Genomic DNA, 21281 nt, shown 5'->3' with positions numbered 1-21281 from the left:
GCCGGGGCTATCAAGAGCAAGCGGCGGAGCGCAAAGTTCGAAGTCCGTCGCAAATTTCGACGTCAGCGCGCTGTTCCTAGCACGTGCGGCCCGCATCGCCTAATTATGCGTGCGCTTCGCGTGAAACGGTCAAGCCGGCCGCAAAGCGCCACGGCCCGACTGTTTCCGCAACATACGTCTCAGTCTGGCAGAGCTCGCGGGTTTTATTCGAGTTGGCGCGCAGATCAGGCCGGCGTGCCCAGCGGCACGCAAGCCCTACCGATCACGCTCGTGCACGCCGATGCGATTCACGAATAAATGGTCAGCATGATCTGCCGCCCGTCGTTCAATTCCATTATCCCGGCCATGTAGACAGCCTCACCATATGGCCCGAAGCAGCTTCCGCGCAGGACAGCCGTGGCCCCTGACACCGAATCGGTAACCTGTGCGACCAGCGAAGCATCGCTGCGGGTAAGCGTGCCGGTCAACGACAGGGAAAGCGTGAGGGAACCGGCATTTTCGCCCAGATCGAACCGAAGCGGGTCCGCCGCGAATTTGTCGCTGGCGAAATCGAATTCGATCGAAACGTCATTGCTGTCCAACCCTCCTGAAAGGGTTTCCGTTTCGAGGACCTGCGCCGAAAAAGCGAACGACCGTTCATCGTAGCCACGAGGGGGGAAATCGTCCGGTCGGGTCCGTGGCCCCCCTGCGAAAGCCTGCACGGTTTCGGAACGATCCTCATTTTGGAACGTGTTCGAGGCATAAGCGATATAGGGCGACGTTGGCCCCTGGGTCCCGACAAAAGAAATATTATAGGGATCATCCGCAAAAGGATCATACCATAACAGTTGGTAGTTGCCGTAACTGGTCAGGTTTTGCCCATCATCTACTGCCGTGGTGACTACGCCATCATACTGGAAAAACGCCGAACGTTGTACTGCGTCGTATTCGAAAAGGCCATTGGGACGATCGGAGAAAGTCGCCTTTGCAATATGGGCACGTGACCCGTCCGGTCTGATGGACCCGGTCCGAATCGTCACCGTCTCGTAACCGATGCCGGAAATAGAGCGAGATTCTTCCATCGAGAAAGCCGTTGGATATACGTGCGTGGATGTCCTCGCAGGAATGCCCTCGGGTGCGACTGTCGGTGGTGGCCCCGAATCCACGGGTCCGGAAGGTGCCCCGTCGTCCCCGCCGCAGGCAGACACCAATAGGCATGCTCCGAGAGCTGCCAACACGCGAGAATAGTTCATTATTTTGCCCCCTGGACCTCAGCCTGCTGAGATCTGGCCGCGCCTATAGCAGGCACGCTGCTTACCAAGCTAGAGCATTCTATGAAAAACGAGAGGCTGCTCGCGGGCGCCGATACGAGGCAATTCCGGCGAGCTTCGAAGCCGAGAGCGCTAACGACTTCGAAGCCCGGCGGATGCCTTGATCAGCCCAGCTGCCCGAGCATGTGCTCGGCGCTCGAAATCGAGAAATCGCCCGGCTGCTCGACATTGAGTTCGGTCACCACGCCATCATCGACGATCATCGAGTAGCGCTGGCCGCGCTGGCCCAGGCCGAAGCCGCTGCCGTCCATCGTCAGGCCGGTCGCCTGGGCGAATTCGCCGTTGCCGTCGGCCAGCATGGTGATGTCGGACGAGCCCGCATCCTTGTTCCAAGCGCCCATCACAAAGGCGTCGTTCACCGCGGTGCAGGCGATCTCGTCCACGCCCTTGGCCTTGAGGTCGCCCGCCTTCTCGACATAGCCGGGCAGGTGGCGTGCCGAGCACGTCGGCGTGAAGGCGCCGGGCACCGAGAACAGCGCGACCTTGCGGCCCTTGAAATAGTCGCCCGACTGAACCTGCTCGGGCCCGTTTTCGGTCGCCTTGACCAGTTTCACATCGGGAATGGTGTCGCCAACGGCAATCGTCATGTCGCAATATCCTTTCGTCGTCCCGTCCGTTCGCATGCCGATATAGGGCGCCTGCGTTACGCGGCAACGGCAAAGGATATAAAGATCGCTTTATATTTGCTTCGCGGCGGGCCGCTCGCTACATGCGCCTGCGATCCGACAGGCGCCCGCGCGGCGCCGTGACACAGCCGATTTCAGGAGATTTTCGTGGCCGACGCCAAGCAGGATTACATCATCAAGGACATCGCGCTCGCCGAATACGGGCGCGACGAGATCGCCATCGCCGAAACCGAGATGCCGGGCCTGATGGCGCTGCGCGAGGAATATGGCAGCGCGCAGCCGCTGAAGGGCGCGCGGATCACCGGCAGCCTGCACATGACGATCCAGACCGCGGTGCTGATCGAGACGCTGGTGGCGCTGGGTGCCGATGTTCGCTGGGCGACCTGCAACGTGTTTTCCACACAGGACCACGCCGCCGCCGCGATCGCCGACCAGGGTATCCCCGTGTTCGCAATCAAGGGCGAGAGCCTGGCCGATTACTGGGACTATGTCGGCAAGATCTTCGACTGGTCCACCGGCGATGATGCCGACCGCACCGCCAACATGATCCTCGACGATGGCGGCGACGCTACGATGTTCGCGCTGTGGGGCGCGCGGATCGAAGCCGGCGAGGAACTGCCAGAGCCGCAGAACGCCGAGGAAATCGAATTCCAGCGCTCGCTCAAGACGTTCGTGAAGGCGAAGCCGGGCTACCTCACCAAGTCGGTCGAGGCGATCCAGGGCGTTTCGGAAGAGACGACCACCGGGGTCATGCGGCTCTACCAGATCGCCAAGAAGGGCAAGCTGCCGTTCCCCGCGATCAACGTGAACGACAGCGTCACCAAGTCGAAGTTCGACAACCTCTACGGCTGCAAGGAATCGCTGGTCGACGCCATCCGCCGTGCGACCGACGTGATGCTGGCCGGCAAGGTCGCCTGCGTCGCGGGCTACGGCGACGTCGGCAAGGGTTCGGCCGCTTCGCTGCGTGACGGCGGAGCGCGCGTGATGGTGACCGAGATCGACCCGATTTGCGCGCTGCAGGCGGCGATGGACGGGTTTGAAGTGGTGACGATGGACGAGGCGACCAAGCGCTGCGACATCTTCGTCACCGCCACCGGCAACGAGGACGTGATCACCGCCGAGCACATGAAGGCGATGAAGCACATGGCGATCGTGTGCAACATCGGCCACTTCGACAGCGAGATCCAGATCTCGGCGCTCGACAACTATACGTGGAAGGAAATCAAGCCGGGCACCGACCTGGTCACTTTCCCCGACGACAAGTCGATCCTCGTGCTTGCCAAGGGCCGTCTGGTGAACCTCGGCTGCGCCACCGGCCACCCGAGCTTCGTGATGAGCAGCAGCTTCACCAACCAGACACTGGCGCAGATCGAGCTGTTCACCAAGGCGGACGAATACAAGAACGACGTTTACGTCCTGCCCAAGCACTTGGACGAAAAGGTCGCCGCGCTGCATCTCGACAAGCTGGGCGTCACCCTGACTCAGCTCAGCAAGAAGCAGGCCGACTACATCGGCGTCCCGCAGGAAGGGCCGTTCAAGCCGGATCATTATCGGTATTGATCATGGGCGAGCCTTCGCGTCGGCGAAGGCTCGCACCATTGCGTGTTAAATGGCCAATTGCCGTTGCATCCGCTCGGCTGCCCGCATAGCTGGCAGGGATGGACCTTTCCCCCACCGCGCTGGCGCTGATCGGGCTGCTGCTCGCCGCGTGGACGGTGGGCGCGGCGTGGTTGATGATCGCGGCGGCCGCCAAGGCGCGCGGAGCCGAAGTGAGCCGCAAGGTGGCGCGGCGCATGGCGCGGATGATCGACGAGGCCCCGGCGATCCCGCTGCTGGTGCGCGCCGACATGCGGATCGAAGCGGCCGAGCGGCTGGCGGGCTGGCTCGGCCTTGGCAAGCTGCCCGCGTACCTTAGCGAATTGACCGGCACGAAGGGTGAAGGACTGTCGGACGCGCAGCTTGCCGAACTGACCGAGCACGTCCGCCGCGCGCAAAAGACCGCCGCGCCCTTCCGCATGGCGCTGACCCCGCCCGGATCGCGCCGCAGCCTCGCGCTGCGTGGCACATTGGCCGATCCGCAGGTATCGCCCGGCGGCGCGGCGCTGGTGTGGGTGTTCGATTTCAGCGAGAGCGAGAGCGAGCTTGCCCGCCTGCGTGACGATGCCGCGCGCGCGCAGGGCGATTTCGCCGCGCTCGTCGGCCTGATCGAAGCCGCGCCGATGCCGATGTGGTTTCGCGGCACCGACGCGCGCCTGCGGCTGGTCAACGCCGCCTATGTCGAGGCGGTGGGTGCCGGCAGCGCGGCCGAAGCGGTCGATCGCCAGCTCGAACTGGTCGAGACGGTCGACGGGCTCAGCGCCGCGCAGGTCGCGCTGCAGGCCGCCGGGCAGAAGACGCCGGTCGAACGGATCGTGGCCGCGACCGTGGGCGGCGAGCGGCGCTCGCTTCGGGTCAACGACCTGCCGCTGGGGCGCGAGGGGATCGCGGGCTACGCGGTCGACATCGAGGAACTGGAGCAGCTCGGCCGCGAATTTCGCGCCTTCCGCGAAGCGCAGCGCTCGATCCTCGACCAGCTTTCGGTCGGCGTCGCGCAGTTCGACACGGCCCGCAGGCTGACCTTCGCCAATCAGCCGTTCCGCCGCATCTTCGGCGTCGCGCCCGGCTCGGTCGCCGCTGGCCTCGATTTCAAGCGGTTCCTCAGCGACGCGCGCGATGCGGGCAAGACTCCCGTGGTGCGCGATTTCCCTGCCTGGCGGCGCGAACACGCCGACTGGTTCAGTGCAGGCGCGCCGCAGGAGGAGGCCTGGCCTTTGGCCGACAAGACGCACCTGCGCGTCGTGGCGACGCCCATGCCCGACGGCGGGCTGGTACTGGTGGCGGAGGATCGGACCGAACAACTCGCGCTCTCGGCCACCCGCGACACGCTGCTGCGCACCCGCACCGCCACGTTCGACAGCCTGTTCGAGGCGCTGGCGGTGTTCGCCCCCGATGGCCACCTGCAATTGTGGAACCGCAGCTTCGCGGGCGTCTGGGGTCTCGATCCCGAGCTGATGGATGCGCATCCTGCCGCCGATGCGCTGCTGGAGGCGCTCGCGCCGAACCTGGCGAAGCCCAAGCAGGCGAAGCTGGTCGGTGAAGTGATCCGCGCCGCCACGCTCGACCGGAAGGAGCAGGGCGGGCGCATTCAGCTTGCCGACGGGCGCACGCTGGAATTTGCGGGCGTCCCGCTGCCCGACGGCAACGGCCTGCTGACCGTGCTCGACATCACCGATTCGCAGAAGGCGGAAGAGGCGCTGCGCGAACGCAACATGGCGCTGGAGGAGGCCGATCAGGTCAAGACCCGCTTCCTCGCCAACATGAGCTACGAATTCCGCACCCCGCTCACCTCGATCGGCGGGTTCGCCGAATTGCTGGAAAGCGGGGTGGCGGGCGACCTTTCGGATCAAGCGAAGGACTATGTCCGCGCGATCCTCGATTCGGTCGCGCGGCTCGGCGATCAGGTGGAGGACGTGCTCGACCTGTCGCAGAGCGAGGCGGGCCTGCTGCCGGTGGCGAAGGAGCGGATCGCGCTGATGCCGCTGGTGACGCAAGTGGTGCGTGACCGCGAGCAAGCGATCGTCGCCGGCGGCCTCAGCCTCGATCTGCGCGGCAGTTCGGTGGGCAAGGTCGATGCCGACCCACGCCAGTTCGCGCGCGCGATCGGTCACCTGCTCGACAACGCGATCGCCGCGACGGGTGAGGGCGGGCGGATACTGGTCGACCTGCAACGCAGGCCCGATGGCGCGCGCGTGACGATTTCCGACAACGGCCGGGGGATGACGGCGCGCGAACTGGCCCACGCGCTCGACGGGCTTCGCCGGACACAGGACGGCGGGGGACTGGAGCGGCGGCACGGCCTCGGCATCCCTCTCGCGCGCCAGCTGATCGAGGCGCAGGGTGGGACGCTGGACATCGTCTCGCGCAAGAACGCGGGCACCACCGCCACCGTTCACCTGCCGTGAGGGTGGAACTGCCCGATCTCGCCGCGATGGCAGCGTTCGGTGCGCGGATCGCCGCGCGGTTGCGGGCGGGCGACGTGGTCGCGCTGTCGGGTGGGTTGGGGGCAGGCAAGACGACGCTGGCGCGCGCGATCGTCGCCGCGCTCGGGCATCGCGGCGAGGTGCCGTCGCCCACCTTCACCATCGTCGAGACGTACGACATGCTCGATCCGCCGCTGGTCCATGCCGATTTCTACCGCCTCGACCGGCCCGAAGAAGCCGAGGAGATCGGGCTGGACGATTACCGCGAGGGCGCGGCGCTGATCGCCGAGTGGCCCGAAAAGGCAGGCGGTTTCGCGCACGAGCCGGGCTGCCTCGCGATCACGCTGGAAACTGTGGGGCAGGGGCGGATTGCGATTGCCGCGCCGGGGGCGGATTGGCTAACCCGCCTGCCATGAGCGAGCTTCCAGACGGCCTGACCCGTTTCCTCGACCGTGCCGGATGGGCGGGGGCCGCGATCGACCCGATCCCGGGTGACGCCTCGTTCCGCCGCTATTTTCGTGTCGCCGAAGGTGGGCGCAAGGCGATGCTGATGCACGCCCCCCCGCCGCACGAAGACCCGCAGCCGTTCCTCGACGTGGCGCACTGGCTCGCCGCGCACGGCCAGCGCGCGCCCGAGATCGTCGCCGAGGATGCCGCCGCAGGCTGGATCCTGCTGGAGGATTTCGGGCACGACCGGATGCGCGACTGGCTCGACGAAAATCCCGGCGGCGAAGCCGGCGCCTATGCGGCCGCGATCGACGCGCTGGCCGATCTGCACCGCAAGCCGCCCGGCCCCTTCGCGCCCTACGACATGGCGACTTATCAGCGCGAAGTGGCGCTGCTGACCGAATGGTATTGCCCGGCGATGGGGCTGACGGTGGACGAGGCCGGGTACGCCGCGGCGTGGGAGGAGACGCTCGCGCCGCTGCTGGAGCGGCAGACCCCCGGCGTTACCGTGCTGCGCGACTATCATGCGGAAAACATCATGCTGCTGGGCCCGGCGGCGGACGGCAGCGGTCCGCAGGGGCTGATCGATTTCCAGGATGCGCTGGTCGGCCATCCGGCTTACGATCTGGTCTCGCTGCTGCAGGATGCGCGGCGCGACGTATTGGTCGAACTGGAGCAGGCGATGCTCGATCGCTACATCGCCGCCGCTGCGCCCGGTGCGCATTTCGAAGCCGACTATGCCCGGCTCGGCGCGCAGCGCAATGCCAAGATCGTCGGCATCTTCACCCGCCTGTGGAAGCGCGATCACAAGGCCCGCTACCTCGCGATGGTGCCGCGCGTGTGGGAAGCGATGGAACGCGATCTCGCGCACCCCGCGCTTGCCCCGGTGGCGCGCTGGTTCGACGCGAACATTCCGCGCAATATCCGCGACAACTTCGGCGGGGAAATCCAGTGACGTCCGAAAGTGCTGGGCTCGCCTCCGACACCGCGATGATCATGGCGGCCGGGCTGGGGAAGCGGATGCGGCCGCTCACCGCCAGCCAGCCCAAGCCGATGGTGCGCGTCGCGGGCAAGCCGCTGATCGACCACGCGCTCGACCGGCTGGCGGAGGCGGGCGTGGCGAAGGCGGTGGTCAACGTCCACTATTACGCCGACACGCTGGAAGCGCATCTGAAAGAGCGCAAGGCCCCGGCAGTCGCTATCTCAGACGAGCGCGACCTCCTGCTGGAGACGGGCGGTGGGATGGTGAAGGCGCTGCCGCAACTGCCCGACCCGTTCTTCTGCCTCAACGCCGACAACATCTGGCTGGACGGGCCGCGTGACGCCTTCGCGGACCTCTCGGCACGCTGGGACGCCGACGCGATGGACGCGCTGCTGCTCGTCGTGCCGCACGCGCGGGCGAGCAACTTTCGCGGGCAGGGCGATTTCCACATGGACCCGGTGGGGCGGCTGAAGCGGCGGCTGCCGGGCCGTGTCGCGCCGTTCATCTACACCGGCATCCAACTCGTCTCGCACCGCCTGCTGCGCGATGCCCCGGAGGGGCCGTTCGGCACGATGGTGCTGTGGGAACGCGCGATCGCCGAAGGGCGGCTTTATGGTGCGAACTTCACCGGGCAATGGTTCGAGGTCGGCACGCCGCAGGCGATCGCGCCGACTGAAGAAGCGCTGAAAAGTGGCTGAGCGGCCCGGTCCAAGCGTCTATTCGATCGCCGCGCATCGCGGCTTCGCCGATGCGCTGGTGGCGGGGCTGGCGCCGCGCTACGCCGAACCCGAGATCGGCCTCGCGCGCCTGACTTTGCTGCTGCCGAGCACCCGCGCGGTGCGCACGGTGACCGAGGCGTTCATCCGCCACTTCGGGGCGGAAGCGCAGGCTGGAATGCTGATGCCGCGCATGACGGTGGTCGGCGACCTCGACCTCGACGAGACGCTGGGCGCGCTGCTCGATCCGTTGGGGGCGAGCGACATTCCTCCCGCTGTGGAGCCGACGCGCCGCTGGCTGACGCTGGCGAGCCTGCTCGACCAGGCGATGGCCGCGCTCGGGCGCGATCCGCGCCCCACCGCCGCCGGGCGGCTGCGGCTGGCGCACGAGATCGGCCAGACGATGGACCGCCTGCTGGTCGAAGGCGTCGCGCCTGATGCGCTGTGGGAAGAACCGGTGATGCAGGCGCTGGCCGAAGTCGCAACGCACTGGAGCGACAACACCAGGCTGTTCTACACCGTCCAGGCGATGTGGCGCGCCGAACTGGAAGCGCTCGGCATGGTTGACGCTGCCGCCCGGCGGAACCTGCTGTTCGCGCGCGCCGCGAAGCACTGGCGCGCCGATCCGCCCGCGACCCCGATCGTCGCGGCGGGCGTCACCAGCGCCGCGCCCGAACTCGCCCGCCTGCTGCGCGTCGTGGCCGACCTGCCCAATGGCGCGGTCGTGCTGCCCGATTTCGACCTCGCGCTGGACGATGCGGTATGGGACGAACTGGGCCGTGCCGGGATCGGCGGCGATCCTGCCGATACCGCCTTCGCGCGCGGCGATGCCGTCACCCATCCGCAATACCATCTTAAGCTGCTGCTGAATCGCATGGGCGTGGCGCGGGGCGAGGTGAAGCCGTGGCACCGGCGCGGGATCGGCGCGGCCGAGCCCGAACGCAGCCATGCGATCTCCAGCCTGTTCCTGCCCCCGCAGGCGAGCACCGGCTGGGTCGACCTGCCGCCCGAGAAGCGCCGACTGGCGGGCGTGCGGATCATGGAAAGCGCCAACCCGGAAGAGGAGGCGCAGGCGATCGGCTTGCTGGTGCGGCAGGCGCTCGAAACACCTGAGAAGCGCGTGGCGGTCGTCACGCCCGATCGCGGGCTCGCGGCGCGGGTCGCGGCGCATCTGCGGCGGTGGAATATCGAGGCGGATGATTCGGCGGGGCGACCGCTGTCGCAGACGGCGGCAGGACGGCTCTTGCTATTGCTGGCGGAGGTCGCGGCCGAGGATGCCGCGCCGGTCGCGCTGCTCGCGCTGCTCGAACATCCGCTGGCGGGCGAACCGCTCGGCCGTGCCGACTGGCTCGACCATGCGCGCGCGCTGGAACTCGCGCTGCGCGGCCCGCGCCCGGCGCCCGGCTTGGGGCCGCTGCGGGCGGTTGTCGCCGAGAGCAAGGCGCGCGGAATCGGTGACTGGTGGGATACGGTCGAAAGCATCCTCGCCCCGTTGCTGATGGGCGGCGACGAGCGGCCGTTCGGCGAACAGGTCGATTCGCTGGCAGCGGCGGGCGAGGCGCTGTGCGGCGAACATCTGTGGGCGCGCGAGGACGGGCGAGCGCTCTCCGCTTTCGTCGACGACTTGCGGCTCCATGCGCGCGATACGGCGCTCGACCTCGCGCCCGCCGACCTACCCGCCGTGCTGCGCGAGGCGATGGAGCGCGTCGCGGTTAGGCCCCCTTATGGCGGGCACCCGCGCGTGGCGATCTACGGCTTGCTCGAATCGCGCATGGGCCGGGCCGACCTGGTGATCTGCGGCGGGTTGAACGAAGGTAGCTGGCCGCCGCGCCCCGCGCCCGATCCGCTGCTCGCGCCGCCGGTGATGCGCGCGCTGGGCGTGCCCGGCGCGGACTTCCGCATCGGGCTGTCGGCGCACGATCTCGCGGGAGCGCTCGGTGCGCCAGAGGTCGTGCTCAGCCGCGCGGCGCGCGACGAGGGCGGCCCGGCGATCCCCTCGCGCTTCCTGCTGCGGGTCAAGGCGCTGCTGGGCGAGAAGCTGCTCGAAACGCATCGCGAGACCGCGGCGGTCGAACTGGCGCGCGCGCTCGACGCCACGCCGGGCGAGCCGTCCGCCTATCCGCGCCCCGCGCCGCGCCCGAGCGCCGCGCAGCGCGACGTGCCGATCGCGGTGACCGCGCTCGACCGCCTGCTCGGTGACCCATATCAGTTCTACGCCGGGGCGATCCTCGGCCTACGCAGCCTCGACGCGCTCGACGCCGAGCCCTCCGCCGCATGGCAGGGCACAGCGGCACACAAGATACTCGAGACGTGGCACGAGGCGCGCGAAGACAACCCTACCGCTGCCCTCGCGCCGATCGCCGAGACGGTGCTGACCGAAATGAACATGCACCCGCTGATGCGCGGGCTGTGGCGTCCGCGCCTGATGGCGGCGCTCGAATGGGTCGAGGAGGCGATCGCCGCCGAGCCGGAGCGCGCGGCGATCGCGGTCGAGGCGAAGGGCGCGATGGAGATCGACGGCGTGCGCATCCACGGCCGCGCCGACCGGATCGACCGGCTGCCCGGCGGCGAACTCGTGATCGTCGATTACAAGACCGGCAAGCCGCCCGGCTGGGCGATGGTCGAACAGGGCTTCGCGCTCCAGCTCGGGCTGATTGGGATGATGGCGCAGCGCGGCGGGATCGACGGCGTGGCGGGTGAACCCGCGGCGTTCGAATACTGGTCGCTTGCCAAGAACCGTGACGGCGGCTTCGGCTATGTCGAAACCCCGCTGAAGATCGGCAGCAAGCGTTCCGGCATCGAGCCCGAGCGGTTCATGCCGCTGACCGAAACGAAGCTGCGCGAAGCGATCGGCGATTACATCAAAGGCGACAAGCCGTTCACCGCGCGGCTGAACCCCGACTATCCGGGCTATGCGGATTACGACCAGTTGATGCGGCTCGACGAATGGCAGGCGCGGCTCGACGACGATGAGGGTGGCGCATGAGCGGCAAGGTTTATCCGCTCGCCGGCAGCCAGCGCGACGCGGTCGATCCGCAAGAGAGCGTGTGGCTGTCCGCCTCGGCGGGCACGGGCAAAACGCAGGTCCTCTCCGCGCGCGTGCTGCGCCTGCTGCTCCAGCCCGATACCGATCCCTCGCAGATCCTGTGCCTGACCTTCACCAAGGCGGGTGCGGCGGAAATGGCGGTGCGCGTCAACGACGTGCTCGCGCGCTGGGTGCGGATGGACGCGGCGGCGCTCGCGGGCGAGCTGAAGGCCATCGGCGCGCCGTTCGATCCGGCTACGCAGGCGCGCGCGCGCACGCTGTTCGCCAGCGTGCTCGACACGCCGGGCGGGGGCCTCAGGATCGATACGATCCATGCCTTTGCCCAGTGGCTGCTCGCGACGTTCCCCGAAGAGGCGCGGATCGTCCCCGGATCGCGCCCGATGGAAGACCGCGAGCGCGAGCTGCTCTCGCGCGAGGTGCTGGCCGACATGCTGCTTGCCGCCGAGCGCGACGGTGATGGCGCGACGCTGGAGGCGATCGGACAGCTGAGCCGCGACAAGGGGCCGGACGGCGTGCGCGCCTGGCTGATGCGCTGCGCGGGCGCGAGCGAGCTGTGGTTCGGCCCCGGCGCATGGCAGCCGCCGATGCGCCCGCGCGTCAATCGCCTGCTGGGGCTGGAGGCCGACGCGCGCGCGGAAGACGCCGCGGCGCTGTGTGGCGACGGGGTGTTCGACACCGCGGCGCTGCGCCAGTGCCTCGCCGACTATCGCGAGTGGAAGGGCAAGATGGGCCGCGCCGCGGTCGAGGCGATCGGCGCTTGGCTCGGCGGCGACGAGACCGCGCGCGCCGGAGGCATCGACGCGCTCGCCGACGCGCTGTTCTACAAGAACGGCAATCCCAAGCTGCCCAAGAACGCCGAACCCGCCTTCGCCGAGGCGAGCGAGCGCGCTGGCGCCTGCATCGGAAAGGTTCGCGAATTTCTCGGCGTCGTCGCGCTGGCCGAGGGGATCGCGCCGCAGCTCGAGCTCGGTCGCAAGTTCGCGCTGTTGTGGGATGCGGCCAAGGCGCGCGAGGGGCTGGTCGATTTCGACGACCAGATCCGCCGCGCCGCCGAACTGCTCGGCCGGTCGGAGATGGCGGCGTGGGTCCGCTACAAGATGGACCGCCGGTTCGATCACGTGCTGATCGACGAGGCGCAGGACACCAACGCCGCGCAATGGGCGATCGTCTTCGCGCTGATCGACGATTTCTTCTCAGGCGCTGGCGCGCACGACGGCAAGCTGCGCACGATCTTCACGGTGGGCGACTACAAGCAGGCAATCTTCCGCTTCCAGGGCACCAGCCCGGAGAATTTCGAGGCCGCGCGCGAGCGGGTGAAGGCGGCGATGGACGCGCTGGCCGATGGCGATCTGCCGCCGCCCGGCGCGCCTCCCGCCCGCCGCTTGCGCGAATATGGGCTGGGCCAGTCGTTCCGCACCGGGCAGCCGGTGCTCGATTTCGTCGATCGCGCGATCGCGGCGGTGGGGCATGGGGAACTCGGCCTGCGCACGGAGCCGGAGGCGCATCTGGGGCAAGAGCGGCCCGGCCTCGTCACGCTGTGGCATCCGGTTTCGGGCGAGGCCGAGGGCGAGGACGATGAGGGCGAGGAAGGCTGGCTCTCGCGCCACGACCGCCAGATGGCCGACCGCATCGCGCGGCAGGTGAAGGCATGGCTGGACGAGGGCTTCCCGCTCGCCAAGGGCACACCGCGCAACGCCGGGCCGGGCGACGTGATGGTGCTGGTGAGGAAGCGCAAGGAGCTTGCCGGGCTGATCGTCGCGCGACTCCACGCGGCGGGCGTGCCGGTGGCGGGGGTGGACCGCCTGCGGCTCGGCGCGCCGCTCGGCGTGAAGGACCTGATGGCAGCGCTGCGCTTCGCCGCGCAGCCGTTCGACGATCTCAACCTCGCCAACCTGCTCGTTTCGCCGCTGGGCGGATGGAACCAGGACGACTTGCTCGAACACGGCTATCGCGAGAAGGGCGTGCGGCTGTGGGCGCACCTGCGCATGTCGCGCGCGCCGCTGGTGGCGGAAACGCTCGAGCGGTTCGGCGCGCTGCTCTCGCGGGCGGATTTCGAACTGCCGCAGGCGTTGCTGCACTGGATCCTGGTCGGCCCGTGGCAGGGGCGGCGCAAGCTGATCGCGCGGTTGGGGCGCGAGGCGAACGACCCGATCGACGAATTGCTCAACGCCGCGCACGCCTATGCCGCCGCGCATCCGGCGAGTCTGCAGGGCTTCATCCAGTGGTTCGACGCGGGCGAGGGCGAACTGAAGCGCGAGGCGGGTGAGGGCGGCGATCTGGTGCGGGTGATGACCGCGCACGGATCGAAGGGCTTGCAGGCGCCGATCGTGATCCTTGCCGACGCCACCGGCACCCCGCCGGGCGGCGGCGCGCTGACGCTGGCGGAGGACGTGCCGGGCGGAGAGGCTGGGCGCAGCGTGCCGATTCCCGGCCTTTCAAAAGACCAGCGGCTCGGCCCGATCGCCGATGCCCACGCCGCCGCGCTGGCCGAGGAAATGCGCGAGCACTGGCGGCTGCTCTACGTCGCGATGACGCGAGCGGAAGAGGCGCTGTTCATCGGCGGCTCGCTCGGCCCGCGCGAGAAGGGCGTGCCGCACGCCGATAGCTGGTATGCCCGGCTCGCCCCGCTGTTTGAAAGCGACGGGCTGGCGGACGACCTGTGGGGTGCGCGGTGGGAACTCGGCTCGCGTGCGCCGAAGCTGCCGGTGGACGAGCCACAGGCGGCGTCGGCGGCACCAACGCTCCCGGCATGGGCGACCACGCCGATTGGCCCTGAGCCGCGTCCGCCACGCCCGCTTGCGCCGTCCTCCGCGGGCGAGGACAGCGGCGCCGATCCGCCGCTGCCGCCCGAGATGCTGCGCGAAGCGGCGCTGCGCGGCACGCTGACGCACAGGCTGCTCGAACGCTTGCCCGACGTGGCACCGCAAGCGCGCGGGGAAATCGCCGGTGCGTGGCTGGAGCGGCAGGGGCAGGGCCTTTCGCCCGAGGCGCGCGGCGAGGTGCTGTCATCCTCGCTCGCGGTGCTGGCCGATCCCTCCTTCGCGCATGTGTTCGCACCGGGCGCGCTGGCCGAAGTGCCGCTGGCGGCCATCGTCGACGGGCAGGTCGTGGCGGGCACCGCGGACCGGTTGCTGGTCGAGCCGGAGCGGGTGACGGTGGTTGATTTCAAGACCGCCCGCCGCCCGCCGCAATCGCTCGATCAGATGCCGCGATCCACCCTGCGCCAGATGGCCGCCTATGCCGCCGCGCTGGCCGAAATCTACCCGGGCCGCACGATCGAAGCGGCGGTTCTCTACACGCAGGCGCCGCGCCTGATCGCCATTCCGGCGGAAGTTCTGGCCGCGCAGAAAGCCGCCTTGTCCACAGCGCAGGAAAGGTTTGACGCACCGCCCGTTGAGTGACCACGTCCACAGCCTAAATAGAGCCCAACACAACAAGGAGATTTTCCATGGCGACCGTCAACGTCACCGATGCCAGCTTCCAGTCCGATGTCCTCGACAGCGAGAAGCCCGTGCTGGTCGATTTCTGGGCCGACTGGTGCGGCCCGTGCAAGATGATCGCGCCCGCGCTGGAGGAAATCAGCGAGGAGCTGGCCGACAAGGTGACGATCGCCAAGATGGACATCATGGAGAACACCGGCGTCCCCGGCCAGATCGGCGTGCAGTCGATTCCGCTGATGGTGCTGTTCAAGGATGGCAAGCCTGTCGCGCAGAAACTCGGCGCCGCGCCGAAGGGTCAGCTCAAGGGCTGGCTCGAAGGCGAGCTTTAAGGACCCTTGGCGTAGAGCGCGGCGAGGTCATCCCACAGCGCTGGGCTCGCCGCGCCTAGAAGTCCGGGCCGGTCCCACTCGTCGACCCGATAGGCGGAACCATCGGGCCGCGCGGCCTTGCCACCGGCTTCGTTGAGCCACAGCACGCCCGCCGCGTGGTCCCACGCCAGCGTTCGCTCGAAGATCGACACGTCGTTCGTGCCGAGCGCGAGGCGCGGGTACTGCTCGGCGGCGCAATAGGGGATGTCGGTCAGGCGGTAATGCGGGGCGACATGGCGCTTCACCGCCTCGCGCCGCGCCTCTTCCATGAACACCAGTGAGATCGCGGCGAGCGGCGGCGTCTCGCCGGTGCCGCGCGCCGTGATCCGCTCGCCGTCAACAAACGCGCCCTGGCCTTCGTGTGCGGCGCAGAACCGGCCGCTCAAGCAATCGTAGATCCAGCCCGAGCGCGCCACGCCGCCCTCGGCGCGCGCGATCAGCACGCCGAACGGCGGCTCGCCGCGGGCGAAATTGCGCGTGCCGTCGAGCGGATCGACGATCCAGCAGTCGCCCGCCAGCGCGCTCTGCGTGGAAGGATCGGCGTGGGCGGCCTCCTCGCCGACGACCGGCAGCGCGGGCTCGAACGCGGCGAGCGCCTCGGTCAGCATCGCTTCGGCGGCGCGGTCGGCCACCGTCACCACGTCGCCCGGCGCTTTCGCCTCGATCTGCGTATCGTCGAGCACGCGGTAGAGCGGCAGGATCGCCTCCTCGCTTACCCGCCGCACCAGCGCGAGGATTTCGCGGTCGAGCACGCTCACGACCTGTAATCCGCGTTGATCGCGATGTAGCCGTGGGTGAGATCGCAGGTCCACACCGTGGCGCCGCCGTCACCCAGGCCGAGATCGACCTCGATCCTGATTTCGCTGCCCTTCAGGTGCTGGGTGACCGGCGCTTCGTCGTAGTCGGCCAGCGGCAGGCCCTCGCGCGCGGCCCAGTGGCCGCCGAAGCCGATCGAGAGCCTGTCGCGGTCGGCCGGTTCGCCCGCCTTGCCCACCGCCATCACCACGCGGCCCCAGTTGGCGTCCTCGCCCGCGATCGCAGTCTTCACCAGCGGCGAGTTGGCGACCGCCAGGCCGACCTTGCGCGCGCTGTCATCCGAAACGGCACCCGTCACCGCGATCTCGATGAACTTGCGTGCCCCTTCGCCATCGCGGACGACAAGGTGCGCGAGCTGACGGCAGACGTCGTGCAGCGCGGCGGCGAAGGCGTCGGCGCCCGGATCGTCGAACGACGCCAGCGGCGCGTTGCCCGCCTTGCCGGTGGCGAACGCGAGCACGGTGTCGCTGGTCGAGGTATCGCTGTCCACCGTGATGCAGTTGAACGTACTGGAGTTCGCCGCGGAGATCAGCTCTTGAAGAAAGCCCGGCTCCACCGCCGCGTCGGTGAACACGTAGCCCAGCATCGTCGCCATGTCGGGCGCGATCATGCCGCTGCCCTTGATGATCGCGCACAAGGTGACGGTGGTGTCGCCAATCACCGCCTGCGCTGTCGCACCCTTGGGAAAAGTGTCGGTCGTTCCGATGGTTGCGGCCGCATCTTCCCACGAACACTGATCCGCATCGAGTGCGGCCGCAACCCCGGCGCGGGCCTTGTCCTGCGGCAGCGGCACGCCGATCACGCCGGTGGAGGAGACGAACACCTCGCCCGGCTCGCACCCCAGATGCCCCGCCACCTGCGCCATGATCGCCTCGACCGCCTCGCGCCCGCGATAGCCGGTGAAAGCGTTGGAGTTGCCCGCGTTGACCACGAGCGCCCGCGCACGGCCCGCCGCCGCCTGTTCGCGGCCCAGCTCGACCTCGCTCGAACAGCACACGTTGCGCGTGAACACTCCGGCGACCGCAGTGCCCTCCGCCAACTCGACGTAAGTGAGGTCGCAACGGCCCCAGTCCTTGTATCCGGCACGCGCCACGCGCAGCGTGACACCCGCGATCGGCGGCATGTCGGGGAAGGGCGCGGCGAGCGGCGAGCGTTCGAGATCCATGCCGCGGCTACTAGCCGCCGCGCCCGCGGGGGTAAATGCGGCTTTCGAGGTGGACGATTCGACGAAAAGCACTTATCTTGCGCCGAGATGCTGACCCGCCTTCTCGCCTGCCTTGCGCTCATCACCGGACTTGCCGCCGCCGGCACGCCGGCGAGTGCTGCCTATGCGCAGGCGTTGAGCGCACAGGTCGGCGACAGTGCGACCGAAACTCAGCCGGGCAAGGCTCAGCGTTGTGATGCGGCCGCACGCAAGGGTCGGGTTCCCGCCAAGGCCGATCCGGCGCGCGAGTGCCGGCCACGCAAGCCGGTCGTGATCTATATCCCGACCGTGCAGTTCGGACCCGACCGCGCCTTCGAATAGGCAGGTTCCCGCATTCCCGACCTTCTTCGCCGCTCCGTGCGTGACGCACGCGGGCGGCGCCTATCCATTTCCAGTCCTGACAGGGCCCATCCATGTTTCAAGCCATCGCCAAATCCATCTTCGGCTCGTCGAACGACCGCTACGTCCATTCGCTCGGCAAGATCGTAAGCCAGATCAACGCGCTCGAAGAGCAGATCCAGTCCTTCTCCGACGAGGAGCTGCAGGCGCAAACCGCCAAGTTCCGCATCCAGCTGGAAGAAGGCAAGACGCTCGACGACATCCTGCCCGAAGCGTTCGCCACGGTGCGCGAGGCCTCGATCCGCGTTCTCGGCATGCGCCATTTCGACGTGCAGATGATCGGCGGTATCGTGCTCCACCGCGGCGAGATTTCCGAGATGCGGACCGGCGAGGGCAAGACCCTGGTCGCCACGCTCGCGACATACCTCAACGCGATCGAAGGCAAGGGCGTCCACGTCGTCACCGTCAACGACTACCTCGCCAGCCGCGACGCCGAGTGGATGGGGCAGATTTACCGCTGGCTCGGGCTCACGGTCGGGGTGATCGTGCCCAATCTCGGCGAACAACAGCGCCGCGATGCCTACGCCGCGGACATCACCTACGGCACCAACAACGAGTTCGGCTTCGACTACCTGCGCGACAACATGAAGCACGAGCGGCGCCAGATGGTGCAGCGCCCCTTCAACTACGCGATCGTCGACGAGGTCGATTCGATCCTGATCGACGAGGCACGCACCCCGCTGATCATTTCCGGCCCGACCGAGGACAAGAGCGAACTTTACACCACCGTCGACGCGATCGTGAAGACGATCGACGAAAGCTTCTACGAGGCCGACGAGAAGACCAAGAACATCACCTGGACCGAGGACGGGATCGAACGGGTCGAGGCGATGCTGGCCGAAGCCGGCATGCTCGAGACCGAGAATCTCTACGACGTCGAGAACACCCAGGTCGTTCACCATCTCGACCAGGCGCTCAAGGCGAACAAGATGTTCAAGCGCGACATCGACTATATCGTGAAGGACGAGAAGGTCGTCATCATCGACGAGTTCACCGGTCGCATGATGGACGGCCGCCGCTGGTCGAACGGTCTGCACCAGGCGGTCGAGGCCAAGGAGGGCGTCAAGATCGAGCCCGAGAACCAGACGATGGCTTCGATCACCTTCCAGAACTACTTCCGCATGTACCCCAAGCTTTCGGGCATGACCGGCACCGCCGCGACCGAAGCGAGCGAGTTCTGGGACATCTACAAGATGAACGTGGTCGAGATCCCGACCAACGTGCCGGTCCAGCGGATCGACGAGGAAGACGAGTTCTACAAGAACACGGTCGACAAGTTCAAAGCCATCGCCAGGGCCATCCGCGAAAAGAGCGAGATCGGGCAGCCGACCCTGGTCGGCACGGTTTCGATCGAGAAGAGCGAGATGCTGTCGAAGTTCCTCGACGAGGAAGGCGTCAAGCACGCGGTGCTCAATGCGCGCTTCCACGAGATGGAGGCGCATATCGTGGCGCAGGCCGGCCGCCTCGGCGCGGTGACGATCGCCACCAACATGGCCGGCCGCGGGACCGACATCCAGCTCGGCGGCAACCTCGAATTTCGCACCGAGGACGAACTCGGCGAGATGGAGGACGGGCCCGAGAAGGACGCGGCGGTCGCCCGGATCAAGGAAGAGATCGCCGCCGAGAAGCAACAGGTGCTCGAAGCGGGCGGCCTGTTCGTGCTCGGCACGGAGCGGCACGAATCGCGCCGGATCGACAACCAGCTGCGCGGCCGTTCGGGCCGTCAGGGCGATCCGGGCCTGAGCCGCTTCTACCTCTGCCTCGAGGACGATCTGCTGCGCATCTTCGGGCCCGACACGCTGTTCGCGCGGATGATGAATTCGAACCTCGAGGACGGCGAGGCGATCGGTTCGCGCTGGCTCTCTAAGGCGATCGAGACCGCGCAGAAGAAGGTCGAGGCGCGCAACTACGACATCCGCAAGCAGGTCGTCGAATACGATGACGTGATGAACGACCAGCGCAAGGTGATCTACGAGCAGCGCTCCGAGATCATGGACAGCGAACAGGTCGACGACGTGGTGGTGGACATGCGCCACGATACCGTCGCGGGCATCGTGACCGCCGCCTGCCCGCCCGGCTCCTATCCCGAGCAGTGGGACATCGCGGGGCTGCGCGAACGCCTCGACGATGTGCTCGGCATCCAGCCGCCGCTCGACGCCTGGCTGCAGGAAGACACCGTGGAGCCGGAGATCATCGAGGAGCGCGTGCGCGCCGAAGTCGATGCGGTGATGGAGAAGAAGATCGGCGAGAACGATCCGTCGATCTGGCGCCAGGTCGAAAAGTCGATCCTGCTCGAGCGTCTCGACTATCACTGGAAGGAGCACCTCGCGACGCTCGACGCGCTGCGCCAGGTGGTGTTCCTGCGCGCCTATGCGCAAAAGCAGCCGATCAACGAGTACAAGCAGGAAGCCTTCGGGCTGTTCGAATCGATGCTCGACAAGCTGCGCGAGGACATCACCTCGATCCTGCTCAAGAGCCAGCTTCGCGTGGCTCCGCCGCCGCAGCAGTCGCTGCCGGACCTGCCCGATTTCCTGACCGGCCACATCGACCCGCTGACGGGGATCGAAAATTCGAACGACGGCGACGGCTCGGCGGATCGCGCCGCGTTGTTCGGCTCGCTCGCCGGGAGCCCGCGCGCCGCGGCGAGCCCGGGCGGCGCTTCGACCGACAACCCCTATGCCGGGATGGACATCAGCCGCAACGCGCCGTGTCCGTGCGGTTCGGGCAGCAAGTACAAGCACTGCCACGGCGCCGGCTGACCCGGGCCAGGCACCGAATGCGAAAAGGGCGCGGCGGGAAATCCCGTCGCGCCCTTTTTCATACCCGCCGCCGAGTGGCTCCCCGAGTTGGATTCGAACCAACGGCCAAGTGATTAACAGTCACCTACTCTACCGCTGAGCTATCGGGGAACAGCCCCCGGCGGCGGGCAGGGGTGCGCCTATATGGGCGGCATTCGGGTTTGGCAAGCCTGACGTGCGCGCATTCGCAGCCGATCGGCGATCAGGCGATGAACTGTTCGGCGACGATCCGCTCGTCGAGCGCGTGGCCCGGATCGAACAGCAGCGTCAGCTCCGATTCGCGGGCGATCTCCAGCGTCACTTCGGCCACGTCGCGCAGTTCCTTCTGATCGGCGACGACCGACACCGGGCGCTTGTTCGGTTCGCGCACGCGCAGCTGGATGCGGCTGCGGTCGGGCAGGATGGCGCCGTGCCAGCGGCGCGGGCGGAACGGGCTGATCGGCGTGAGCGCGAGGAGGTTCGAATCGAGCGGCAGGATCGGGCCGTTGGCCGAGAGGTTGTAGGCGGTCGATCCCGCGGGAGTCGCGACGAGCACGCCGTCGCACACCAGCTCCTCGATCCGCACCCGGTCGTCGACCGAAACCTCGATCTTGGCCGTCTGGCGCGTCTCACGCAGCAGCGAGACCTCGTTGATCGCGCAGAACGTCGTCGTCGCCCCGTCCTGACCGACCGCGTCCATCCGCAGCGGAGCGATGCCGATGGTGCGCGCGCGATTGACCTTGTCGATCAGCTTGCCGGCCTTGCGGTGGCGATTCATCAGGAAGCCGACGGTGCCGAGATTGACGCCATAGACCGGCTTCACCGCATCGCGATCGAGCATCTGGTGCAGCATCTGCAGCATGAAGCCGTCACCGCCGATCACCGCGATCGCCTCGGCCTCGTCGATCGGGCAGAAATCCTGCGTCTGGCGCAGTTCGTGCGCGGCTTCCTGCGCGCGCTCGGTGTCGGAGGCCAGCATGGCCAGCCGCGTATATCCGTTGGAAACGGTCATGCAGAAAAGGCTCCGTCCATGCCTGCGGCGCAACCTATTGGCGGCCGTCCCGATTTGCAACGCGCGCGGCGCACGGGCAGACGGATACGACGGACTGGGCCAGTGCGCGGAGATGCAGG

Annotated in this window: 15 protein-coding genes and 1 tRNA gene; 10 read left to right on the top strand and 6 right to left on the bottom strand. The window is 67.9% G+C overall.

The features are described from left to right. Positions 1–287 precede the first annotated feature (287 nt). Complete coding sequence (locus ACE3QC_RS04085; RefSeq protein ID WP_374405830.1) at positions 288–1061, bottom strand: hypothetical protein; 774 nt, start codon at positions 1059–1061, stop codon at positions 288–290. Between the two features lie 353 nt (positions 1062–1414). After that, positions 1415–1897, bottom strand: coding sequence for a peroxiredoxin (locus tag ACE3QC_RS04080; protein WP_374405829.1), 483 nt, complete (start codon positions 1895–1897; stop codon positions 1415–1417). A gap of 186 nt (positions 1898–2083) precedes the next feature. On the opposite strand from ACE3QC_RS04080, the gene ahcY reads away from it, so the two are divergent. The 8 genes from ahcY (at position 2084) to trxA (ending at position 14915) form a co-directional block, all read left to right on the top strand. Then, positions 2084–3496, top strand: coding sequence for an adenosylhomocysteinase (gene ahcY, locus ACE3QC_RS04075; protein ID WP_374405828.1), 1413 nt, complete (start codon positions 2084–2086; stop codon positions 3494–3496). A gap of 98 nt (positions 3497–3594) precedes the next feature. Beyond that, a complete protein-coding gene (locus ACE3QC_RS04070) occupies positions 3595–5937 on the top strand; it encodes a PAS-domain containing protein (RefSeq protein WP_374405827.1) in 2343 nt (780 codons plus the stop codon). Beyond that, positions 5934–6371 carry a tRNA (adenosine(37)-N6)-threonylcarbamoyltransferase complex ATPase subunit type 1 TsaE gene (tsaE, locus tag ACE3QC_RS04065; protein WP_374405826.1) on the top strand — a complete coding sequence of 146 codons (438 nt, stop codon included), beginning with the start codon at positions 5934–5936 and terminating at the stop codon, positions 6369–6371. Before ACE3QC_RS04070 ends, tsaE begins: the two co-directional genes overlap by 4 nt. Next, entirely contained in the window at positions 6368–7357 is a 990-nt protein-coding gene (locus tag ACE3QC_RS04060; RefSeq protein ID WP_374405825.1) for an aminoglycoside phosphotransferase family protein, read from the top strand. Before tsaE ends, ACE3QC_RS04060 begins: the two co-directional genes overlap by 4 nt. Before the next feature lie 35 nt (positions 7358–7392). After that, positions 7393–8082, top strand: a complete 690-nt coding sequence (locus tag ACE3QC_RS04055; RefSeq protein WP_374406640.1) for a nucleotidyltransferase family protein — start codon at positions 7393–7395, stop codon at positions 8080–8082. Continuing rightward, the gene (locus tag ACE3QC_RS04050) at positions 8075–11086 is read left to right on the top strand and encodes a PD-(D/E)XK nuclease family protein (RefSeq protein ID WP_374405824.1); all 3012 of its coding nucleotides are present in this window, start codon (positions 8075–8077) and stop codon (positions 11084–11086) included. The genes ACE3QC_RS04055 and ACE3QC_RS04050 overlap by 8 nt, the downstream gene beginning before the upstream one ends. Further along, positions 11083–14547, top strand: coding sequence for a double-strand break repair helicase AddA (addA, locus tag ACE3QC_RS04045; RefSeq protein ID WP_374405823.1), 3465 nt, complete (start codon positions 11083–11085; stop codon positions 14545–14547). The genes ACE3QC_RS04050 and addA overlap by 4 nt, the downstream gene beginning before the upstream one ends. Positions 14548–14594: 47 nt before the next feature. Next, positions 14595–14915 (top strand): thioredoxin, encoded by a 321-nt coding sequence (trxA, locus tag ACE3QC_RS04040; protein WP_374405822.1) that lies wholly within the window; start codon positions 14595–14597, stop codon positions 14913–14915. Here trxA and ACE3QC_RS04035 read toward each other — a convergent pair. Continuing rightward, positions 14912–15712: an inositol monophosphatase gene (locus tag ACE3QC_RS04035; RefSeq protein WP_374405821.1), complete on the bottom strand. Its 801-nt coding sequence runs from the start codon at positions 15710–15712 to the stop codon at positions 14912–14914. The genes trxA and ACE3QC_RS04035 overlap by 4 nt on opposite strands. Beyond that, positions 15709–16935 carry a bifunctional glutamate N-acetyltransferase/amino-acid acetyltransferase ArgJ gene (gene argJ / locus ACE3QC_RS04030; RefSeq protein WP_374405820.1) on the bottom strand — a complete coding sequence of 409 codons (1227 nt, stop codon included), beginning with the start codon at positions 16933–16935 and terminating at the stop codon, positions 15709–15711. Before argJ ends, ACE3QC_RS04035 begins: the two co-directional genes overlap by 4 nt. An 87-nt stretch (positions 16936–17022) precedes the next feature. Here argJ and ACE3QC_RS04025 point away from each other — a divergent pair, with 87 nt between their 5' ends. Next, positions 17023–17295, top strand: coding sequence for a hypothetical protein (locus ACE3QC_RS04025; protein WP_374405819.1), 273 nt, complete (start codon positions 17023–17025; stop codon positions 17293–17295). Positions 17296–17387: 92 nt separating this feature from the next. Continuing rightward, entirely contained in the window at positions 17388–20132 is a 2745-nt protein-coding gene (gene secA, locus ACE3QC_RS04020) for a preprotein translocase subunit SecA (RefSeq protein ID WP_374405818.1), read from the top strand. Between the two features lie 75 nt (positions 20133–20207). Here the strand turns inward: secA and ACE3QC_RS04015 are convergent. Together ACE3QC_RS04015 and ACE3QC_RS04010 are read right to left on the bottom strand one after the other, a co-directional pair. Continuing rightward, positions 20208–20282, bottom strand: a tRNA-Asn gene (locus ACE3QC_RS04015). A 91-nt stretch (positions 20283–20373) separates the two neighbouring features. After that, a complete protein-coding gene (locus ACE3QC_RS04010; RefSeq protein WP_374405817.1) occupies positions 20374–21162 on the bottom strand; it encodes an NAD kinase in 789 nt (262 codons plus the stop codon). Positions 21163–21281 lie beyond the last annotated feature (119 nt).

It is taken from the genome of Pelagerythrobacter sp. (assembly GCF_041912895.1).
GTDB lineage: Bacteria > Pseudomonadota > Alphaproteobacteria > Sphingomonadales > Sphingomonadaceae > Pelagerythrobacter.
Note: the sequence above shows the minus strand (reverse complement) of the source record. Positions and strands in the feature narration are given on the sequence as shown.